An 8,882-nucleotide genomic window follows, 5' to 3' on the forward strand; every position below is an offset into this window, starting at 1 on the left:
GTCGCGACGACCGCCGGGGCGGTCGCGGCCGGGGGCGACCGGGACGGGCCACGGGCCGGGGCCGCTCCCGCGGCCGGGACGCTCGCGGCCGGTGTGCTCGCCCGGGGCGACCTCGACGCGGGGATCCGCTCCCTGCAGGCACATCTCCATGCCCAGCCGAGGGACTTCGGCGGGTGGGCCGTCCTGGGGCTCGCCTACGTCGAGCAGGCGCGGACCAAGGGGGACCCCTCGCGCTACCCGCAGGCCGAGCGGGCGTTCGTCCGCTCCCTCGCGCTCGAGCCCGGCAACGAGCAGGCCCTGGCCGGCCGTGCCGCCCTCGCCGCGGCCCGGCACGACTTCTCCGGCGCCCTGGAGTACGCCGACCGGGCCCTGCGGCAGAACCCCTACAGCGAGCGCGCCCTGTCCTCCCGGATCGATGCCCTCGTCGAGCTCGGCCGGTACGACGAGGCCGCCGAGGCCGCCGACACGGCGGACAGCAGGCGGCCGGGGGTGCCCGTCTTCACGCGGTACGCGTACGTCCAGGAGCTGCGCGGCGACGTGAGGACCGCCCGCGAGGTACTGGACCGGGCCCTGGACAGCGCGTCCACGGCCCCGGACGTGGCGTACGTGGCGACCGCGCTCGGTCAACTCGCCTGGAACCAGGGGGACCACGAAGCCGCCCTGGGTCACTACGCACGGGCGCTCGGCGCCGACGAGGAGTACCTCCCCGCCCTGGAGGGCCGGGCCCGTGCCCAGGCCGCGAGCGGTGACCGCGCGGGCGGGATCGAGACCCTGGAGCAGGTCGTCGCCCGCTCCCCGCTGCCCGGCCCGCTGGTCGCCCTCGGCGAGCTGTACGAGACCCGGGGCGCCGACGGCGACCGCGCGAAGGCCCAGGACCAGTACGTCCTCGTCGACGCGCAGACCGCCCTCGCCCGCGCCGGCGGGGTCAACGCCGACCTCGACACGGCGCTCGCCGCCGCCGACCACGGCGACACCCGGACCGCCCTGCGCGCGGCCCGCACCGAATGGGACCGCCGGCACAGCGTCCACACCTCGGACGCCCTCGCCTGGGCCCTGCACCGGAACGGACGCTCCGCGGAGGCACTCCCCTACGCCCGCCGGGCCACGGCCACGGGCTACCGCAACGCCGCCTTCCTCTACCACCGCGGCATGATCGAACACGCCACCGGCCACGACGGCGACGCCCGCCGGTCCCTCACGGCGGCGCTGGAGCTGAACCCCGGTTTCTCCCCGCTCGGTGCCCGCGCGGCCCGTGCCGCCCTGAGGGACCTGGAGGCGACGCGGTGAGCCCCCGTCGTACGCCGGCCACCGGCCTCGCCGTCCTCACCGCCGCCTGCGCGTTCGCCCTGGTGCCGACGGCGACGGCGAGCGCGCACCCGCTCGGCAACTTCACCGTCAACCGTTACGACGGGCTGGTCGCCGCGCCCGGCGAGCTCCGCATCCATCATGTCGAGGACCTCGCCGAGATCCCGGCCACCCAGGCGCAGCCGGACGTCGACGCGCTGGGCATGGACGAGTGGGCCCGGCGGCGCTGCGCCACCGCCGCCCGCGACAGCGAGGTCCACGTCGACGGACGGACGGTCCCCGTCACCGCGAGAAGCAGCCACGCGCGCGTGCGTTCCGGTCAGGCCGGGCTCGACACGCTGCGCGTGGAGTGCCGGCTGACGGCCCCGCTGCCCGAGGGCGGCGCGGTGGACGTCGACTTCCGCGGGGCCGGGGCGTCCTCGGGTCCCGGCTGGCGGGAGGTCACTGCGCGCGGTGACCGGATGACGCTGGCCGCGTCGGACGTGCCGAGGACGTCGCAGTCACGCAAACTGACCCGTTACCCGGAGGAGTTGCTGTCCTCACCGGCCGACACCACGACCGCGGCCCTGCGGGTGCGTGCGGGCGGCCCCGCGCTGGCGGGGACGGAGCCCGACGCGCCGTCCGCCTCCGTGCTGCCCCGCGCCGCCGACCGGTGGACCCGCGCCCTGGACGACCTCGTCGCGCGGCACGACCTCACGGCGGGCTTCGCGGCGCTCGCGCTGCTGATCTCGCTCGTCCTCGGCGCGGCGCACGCGCTCGCGCCGGGTCACGGCAAGACGCTCATGGCCGCGACGGCGGCAGCCCGGGGTGGCAGGGCCCGGCTGCGGGACGTCCTGCCGATGGCCGCCTCGGTGACGGTCACCCACACCCTTGGTGTGGTCGCCCTCGGCCTGCTGGTCACGGCCGGTTCGGCCGCCGCGCCCTCGGTGATCGCCTGGCTCGGCATCGCGAGCGGGGCACTCGTCACCCTGGCGGGCGCGAACCTCCTCCGCCGTGCGTTGCGCGACCGGCACCACACGCATCACCACGACCACGAGCACGGCGACGGCAGCCATGATCACGTTCACGGCCCGCACGACCGTCCCGGCCACCCCCACCCCCGTGCCGTCCAGCACACCCACGGCGGTCGCACCCACACCCATCCCGTCGCCCCCACCCTCCGCGGCACGATCCTGCTCGGCTTCGCCGGCGGACTGGTGCCCAGTCCGTCCGCCGTCGTGGTGCTGGTGGGCGCCACGGCCCTCGGCCAGGCCTGGTTCGGGCTGCTGCTCGTCGTCGCGTACGGCATCGGGCTGGCCCTCACCCTCACCGCCGCCGGGTACGCCGTCGTCAAGGCGGGCAGCGCAGCGACCCGGCTCCTTGCCCGGCGCCCGCGCTGGACCATGCGCCCGGCGGTCGCGTTCGTGCGCCGGAGCGCGCCCCTGGGGTCGGCGTTCGTCGTCGTGGTCCTGGGCGCCGGATTGGTGTTCAGGGGGGCGGCATCCGCGCTCGGCTGAGCTATTTTCATGAGGAAACGGAGAATTCGCCCGGATGCGATGGGGGGCGCCATGTCCGAGGAACCGGGCGGTGAGCGGGTGGTCGCGGGCCGGTACCGGCTGCTGTCGCCGCTGGGCGAGGGCGGTATGGGAACCGTGTGGCGGGCCCGCGACGAGGTGCTGCACCGCGAGGTCGCCGTCAAGGAGGTGCGCGCCCCGGCCGGACTGCCGGCGGCCGAGGTGGAGCGGATGTACGCCCGGCTCGAGCGGGAGGCGTGGGCGGCCGCCCGGATCACCGACCGCAACGTGGTGACGGTGTACGACGTGGCGACCGGGGACGGACGTCCGTGGATCGTCATGGAGCTGGTCCGCGGTCTGTCCCTGGCCGATGTCCTGGACGCCGAGGGCCCGCTGGACCCGCGGCGCGCCGCGCACGTCGGCGCGGAGGTGCTCGCCGCGCTGCGTGCCGCGCACGGTGCCGGGGTGCTGCACCGGGACGTGAAGCCCGCCAACGTGCTGATCGCGAACGACGGGCGGATCGTGCTCACCGACTTCGGGATCGCCGTGGTCGAGGGCAGCTCCGCGCTGACCATGACCGGGGAGGTCGTCGGATCGCCCGAGTTCCTCGCCCCGGAGCGGGCGCTGGGCCGCACCCCCGGCCCGGAGTCGGACCTGTGGTCGCTCGGCGTACTGCTGTACGCGTCGGTGGAGGGCTCTTCGCCGTTCCGTCAGGACACCCCGCTGAGCACCCTGCGGGCGATCGTCGACGAGGAACTGCCGCCGCCGCGCCGGGCCGGGCCGCTGGCCCCGGTCGTCGAGGGGCTGTTGCGCAAGGACCCGGCCGAGCGGCTGTCGGCGGCGCGGGCGCAGCAGGACCTGCGGCTCGTCGCCGCCGGGGGCGCCCCCTCCGGGGGAGGCACGCCCCGCGCGGGCACGGCGGGGGCGGCGCCGTACACCCCCACCTCCACCACGCACTCCCAGCCGCACGGGACCACTGCCTCTCCCCTGCCCCCGCCGCCGGCCCCGGCTCCGGCAGCCGGGGCCGGCGGAACCACTCGCCCCGGGCACGGTCGCCGCACCGTAGCCGTCCTGGTCGCGGGCGTGGCCGTACTGGTCCTGGCGCTGGCCGGGCTGACGTACGTGCTGTTGAACCGTGGGGACGGCGGGGGCGCTTCCGGCGCCGACCCCCGGGGAGGCGGCGCGCGTTCGTCCGCGCGGACCGGCGGCGACAAGAACCCTGAAAAAGGCGACAAGGGCGGCGGGGAGACGGCCGGGCGGACCGACGGGCCGGCCCCGTCCGCCTCCGCGAGCGGCGACGACGGCTACGACGACGGCGAGGAGACCACCCCGCCGCCGCAGTCGGTGCGGGTGACGGTGGAGGGCGCGCACACGGAGTACTCCGGGGTCTGTCCGCCGCCGAGGGAGCGGGCACCGGCGTTCACGGCGACGTTCACGGTGGGCCGGCTGCCCGCGGAGGTGTCCTACCGCTGGGTGTCCGAGGACGGTTCGGTGGCCGACCGGGGGTGGCGGACGCTGTCGTTCCCACGGGACGGCGGGCACACCGAGCGGGACACGGTGATCGTGACGACGTACTCGACGACCGGGATGTTCGAGAACTGGATCGGTGTGGAGGTGCGGGAACCGGTGCGCACGAGGTCCGAATCGGTGCCGTTCTCGGTGACGTGCGAGACGGAGACCCCGTCGGACGGGGCCTCCCCCTCTCGTTCCGGTTCGGTGGCCGCCCCCTGAGCGGGCGGCCACCGGGGGGCTTGCGTCCGGATCAGGCCACGCTGTTGAGCACCGGGAGGTAGCCGCCGGACTGGCCGGCCGCCTTCGGGTGGTAGGACTCACCGATGTTGAGCCAGTTCACGCTGTGCAGCCAGGAGTTGGCGGAGCAGATCTCGTGGCCGGTGAAGGGGGTGCGCACGTCGCCGAAGGTGAAGGCGTGTGCGCGGGCGCGCTGGGCGATGGTGGTGGCGAGGAGGTCGGCCGCGTCGTTGATCGCCTTCCGCTTGGCCTCGGAGAGGCCGATGCAGGACGTGCCGAGCTGGTAGAAGCGGGGGTAGCCGAGGACGACGACGTGGGCGTTCGGGGCCCGGGTGCGGATGGCCGAGTAGACGCTGTCGAGCCGGCCGGGCAGCGTCGACTCGACGTACGCCCGCGCGGTGGCGATCCGCGAGAGGCAGGTGCTTTCGGACTGGAGCACACAGGTCGTCATGACGTCGGCGAAACCGGCGTCGTTGCCGCCCACGCTGATCGAGACGAGTCCGGTGGTGGCGCTGAGCGGGCCGAGCTGCCCGGAGACGACGTCGTCGGTCCGTGCGCCCGAGCAGGCGGTGAAGTCGAAGGACGAGGGCGAGTTGGCGGCGGCCCAGAGGTAGGGATGGGCCTTCGTGCTGCGCTTGCAGTCGCCGCTGGAGGCGATGTAGCTGCCGGCTCCGACGCCGGAGGAGTAGGAGTCGCCGAGCGCCACATAACCGCCGGCGGCGGCCTGTTGGGAAGCCTGCGCCGTGGCCGCCCCGGTGAGGGCGGTCGCGACGGCGAGGAGGAGTGAGCCGAGAAGGACGGAAAGCCGGGAACGTCTCATGGAACCTCCCTTTAGCAGGATCTCTGCCGCAACTTTCATAGCAACTACGCGCGTTGACTGGAAGTGTCCATGCCAAAACTGTGACTTCCCCCAAGGATCAGGCGGCTCGCCCGCCTCGGACCTCATCCGGGCAGGCCTGTTCAATACCGGACGAATTCAGGCCTTAGGGCCGTTCGGACCTTGACGCCCACAACGGGCTGCGCCACATTGAAGCCCGGCATCCGGCGCTTCGGGGGGAAAAGTCGGCCATGCAGACCATGCAGACCATGCAGACCATCGGCATCAACGCGTCCTCACCGAGGCCTTCTTCGGGACCCGCCGGTCCAGGATCTTCCGGCCGGTCGGCCGGAAGGCCTTCTCCGTGCGGGACGGGACCATCCGGCCAGGGGAGCACGTAACGGCCAAACCAACAAAAACGTGAGATCTGACTCCAGGTCTTGCCATACGGGTTCAATCATCAATACCGTCGCACACTGCAATACATCTCACTCGCACCGGTTCGTCAGTACGCGGCTCCAGGGGAGGGCTCAGGACCGCGACGAACCGAGGCGGGGCGCGGTAGGGGGGTGCCGTGCTCGGTGACCGCAACGATGACCGAGCCGTGCCGCGCGGTCGGCCGTCGCATTCTGCGGCCGACCAGTTTTGCCAGCTCACCCGGCGTGCGCGGAACTCCGTTCCGTCGTGCCGCGGGTGAGAACCCCCCTTTCGAACCGGACGAACAGCCGGGCCGCCCGGGGGCGGGCGGCCCACCGGACGAGAGGGACCAGACTCATGAGTTCCGTTCTGCAGCCGGCGACCGCGGACGAGAATCCGCCGTCCACCGGAAAGTACCGGCCCGTCTCCTCGCACCTGGCCATCGCACCGCCGGTGAGCGTGGTGATACCGGCCATGAACGAGGCGGAGAACCTGCCGTACGTCTTCAAGACGCTTCCCGACTGGATCCACGAAGTGGTCCTGGTCGACGGCAACTCCACCGACGACACCGTCGAAGTGGCCCGCGCGTTGTGGCCGGACGTCAAGGTCGTCGAACAGCGCGGAAAGGGCAAGGGAGACGCCCTGAACGCCGGGTTCCAGGCCTGCACCGGCGACATCATCGTGATGGTCGACGCGGACGGCTCGGCCGACGGCAACGAGATCGTGTCGTACGTCTCCGCCCTCGTCTCGGGCGCCGACTTCGCCAAGGGGTCCCGCTTCGCCAACGGCGGTGGCACCGACGACATGACCTTCATCCGCAAGCTCGGCAACCGGGTCCTGTGCGGTGTCGTCAACCGCAAGTTCGGCGCCCGCTACACCGACCTCTGCTACGGCTACAACGCGTTCTGGCGGCACTGCCTGGACAAGATCGACCTCGACTGCACCGGCTTCGAGGTCGAGACCCTGATGAACATCCGGGTCGTCAAGGCCGGGCTGAGAGTGCAGGAGATACCCAGCCACGAGTACCTGCGCATCCACGGCACGAGCAATCTGCGGGCCGTGCGGGACGGGTTCCGCGTCCTCGGGGTGATCCTCGGGGAACGCTCCAACCGGCGGGCGCTGCGCCGCCGTCCGCATCGCTCGCCGCTGCTCGAAACGGTCCGGGGGAAGGTGTCTTGAGCGATCCCGGCAACCTCGATGTCTCCGGTGTCTCCGGCAACTCCGGTGACACCGGCATCTCGGTCGTGATCTGCGCCTACACCGAGGACCGCTGGGAGGACGTCCTCGCGGCGGTCGCCTCGGTGCGGGCGCAGTCCCGGCCGGCCCTGGAGACCCTGTTGGTCGTGGACCACAACCAGGTTCTGCTGGACCGGCTGGCCAAGGAGTACCGGGACACCGACGACGTGCGGGTGCTCGCCAACGCGGGCCCCCGCGGCCTGTCCGCCGGCCGCAACACCGGCATCGCCGCCTCGCTCGGTGAGATCGTCGCGTTCCTCGACGACGACGCCGTGGCCGAACGCGACTGGCTCAGGCACTTCGCCGAGGGCTACACCGATCCGCGGGTGATGGCGGTCGGCGGGCGCACCGAGCCCCTCTGGGCGTCGGGCCGGCGCCCCGGCTGGTTCCCCGAGGAGTTCGACTGGGTGGTGGGCTGCACGTACCGGGGGCTGCCGCGCGGGCGGGTGCGGGTGCGCAACGTCCTCGGCGGCAACGCCTCCTTCCGGCGCAGCGCCTTCGACGCCGCGGGCGGCTTCGCCACCGGTATCGGGCGGGACGGCGACAAGCGCCCGCTGGGCGGGGAGGAGACGGAGTTGTGCATCCGCCTCAGCCGTGCCCGGCCCGACGCGGTCCTGCTGATCGACGACCGCGCGGTGATCCACCACCGGGTGCCCCGTGTCCGCGAGCACTTCCGCTACTTCCGCACCCGCACCTACGCCGAGGGGCTGTCCAAGGCGCTGGTGGCGCGGAGCGTCGGCGCCGGGAAGGGACTGGAGTCGGAACGCCGGTACACCACGCGTGTCCTGCCGGCCGGGGTGGTACGGGGGTTGCGCGACGCCCTGCTGGCCCGGCCGGGCGGCGCGGGACGCGCGGGCGCCATCGTCGCCGGGGTGCTCACGGCGGCGGGCGGATACGTGGTGGGGAGCGTGCGGGCCCGGCGGGGCGGGGTCACGTTCTCCGTGGTGGACGTCGGCGGCGAGGCCCGCCGTGCCGGGGAGCCCCGGGGCGGAGAACGTCCGGTCGGGGAGCAAGGAGGCGCCCGTGGCCGACGTGACTGACGAACGCGTCCCGATCCTCATGTACCACTCGGTGGCCGCCGAACCCAACGACGCCACCCGCGCGCTGTCCGTGACCCCGCAGGCGTTCGCCGAGCAGATGGCGGTGATCGCCGAGCGGGGCCTCACCCCCGTCGACACGGCGGAACTGGCCGCCTGCTGGCGCACGGGACGCCCACTGCCCGCGCGGCCGGTGCTCGTCACGTTCGACGACGGCTACGAGGGCGTGCACCGGCACGCCCTGCCCGTGCTCGCCCGGCACGGCTTCCCGGCCACCCTGTTCGTCTCCACGGGATGGCTCCGGGGGCCGTACGACACCGGCGGCGGCCTGGACACCATGCTGGACTGGGACCAGGTGCGCGAACTGGCCGACGCGGGCGTGGAGATCGGCGGCCACAGTCACAGCCATCCGCAGCTCGACCAGCTCGACGACCGGCGGCTGCGCTCCGAACTGATCCTCTGCAAGGAGATCGTCTCGGACCAACTGGGCAGCACGCCCGCCTCGTTCGCCTATCCCTACGGCTACTCCAGCCGCCGGGTGCGGGAGGCGGTGCGGGAGACGGGGTACGCGCAGGCGCTCGCCGTCGGTAACGGTCTCGCCCGCCGGGCCCAGGGGCCGTACGCGCTGCGGCGCGTCACCGTGCGCCGGTCGACGGACACCGCCGAGTTCGAACGGCTGGTGGAAGGCCGCGCCCTCAGCCGCGTGTTCGTCCGGGACCGGGCCCTGACCAAGGGGTACGCGGTGGTCCGCCGGGCGCGGCACGCGCGGCGGCTGGCGGCGCCCGGCCGGCGGTGACGCCGTCCGGCACGACCGGACCGGCCGCTGCC

Annotated in this window: 7 protein-coding genes; 6 read left to right on the plus strand and 1 reads right to left on the minus strand. The window is 73.6% G+C overall.

Annotated elements, in window-relative coordinates; genetic code table 11:
* The 3 genes from JL475_RS37140 to JL475_RS37150 form a co-directional block, all read left to right on the plus strand.
* A partial coding sequence (locus JL475_RS37140) for a tetratricopeptide repeat protein (protein WP_202282623.1) occupies positions 1 to 1,287 on the plus strand: 1,287 nt, incomplete at its 5' end.
* Positions 1,284 to 2,801: a nickel/cobalt transporter gene (locus JL475_RS37145; RefSeq protein ID WP_202282624.1), complete on the plus strand. Its 1,518-nt coding sequence runs from the start codon at positions 1,284 to 1,286 to the stop codon at positions 2,799 to 2,801. The genes JL475_RS37140 and JL475_RS37145, both read left to right, overlap by 4 nt.
* Positions 2,802 to 2,852: 51 nt before the next feature.
* The gene (locus JL475_RS37150; protein ID WP_202282626.1) at positions 2,853 to 4,529 is read left to right on the plus strand and encodes a serine/threonine-protein kinase; all 1,677 of its coding nucleotides are present in this window, start codon (positions 2,853 to 2,855) and stop codon (positions 4,527 to 4,529) included.
* Positions 4,530 to 4,560: 31 nt separating this feature from the next.
* On the opposite strand, the gene JL475_RS37155 is transcribed toward JL475_RS37150, so the two are convergent.
* Positions 4,561 to 5,367: an SGNH/GDSL hydrolase family protein gene (locus JL475_RS37155; protein WP_202282628.1), complete on the minus strand. Its 807-nt coding sequence runs from the start codon at positions 5,365 to 5,367 to the stop codon at positions 4,561 to 4,563.
* Between the two features lie 771 nt (positions 5,368 to 6,138).
* Here JL475_RS37155 and JL475_RS37160 point away from each other — a divergent pair.
* From JL475_RS37160 to JL475_RS37170, 3 genes are all read left to right on the plus strand, one after another.
* A complete protein-coding gene (locus JL475_RS37160) occupies positions 6,139 to 6,960 on the plus strand; it encodes a glycosyltransferase family 2 protein (RefSeq protein WP_202282630.1) in 822 nt (273 codons plus the stop codon).
* A gap of 65 nt (positions 6,961 to 7,025) precedes the next feature.
* Complete coding sequence (locus JL475_RS37165; protein WP_307825313.1) at positions 7,026 to 8,057, plus strand: glycosyltransferase family 2 protein; 1,032 nt, start codon at positions 7,026 to 7,028, stop codon at positions 8,055 to 8,057.
* The gene (locus tag JL475_RS37170; protein WP_202282632.1) at positions 8,050 to 8,850 is read left to right on the plus strand and encodes a polysaccharide deacetylase family protein; all 801 of its coding nucleotides are present in this window, start codon (positions 8,050 to 8,052) and stop codon (positions 8,848 to 8,850) included. The genes JL475_RS37165 and JL475_RS37170 overlap by 8 nt, the downstream gene beginning before the upstream one ends.
* Positions 8,851 to 8,882: the final 32 nt, after the last annotated feature.

The organism is Streptomyces sp. M2CJ-2 (genome assembly GCF_016757295.1).
Taxonomy (GTDB): Bacteria; Actinomycetota; Actinomycetes; order Streptomycetales; family Streptomycetaceae; genus Streptomyces.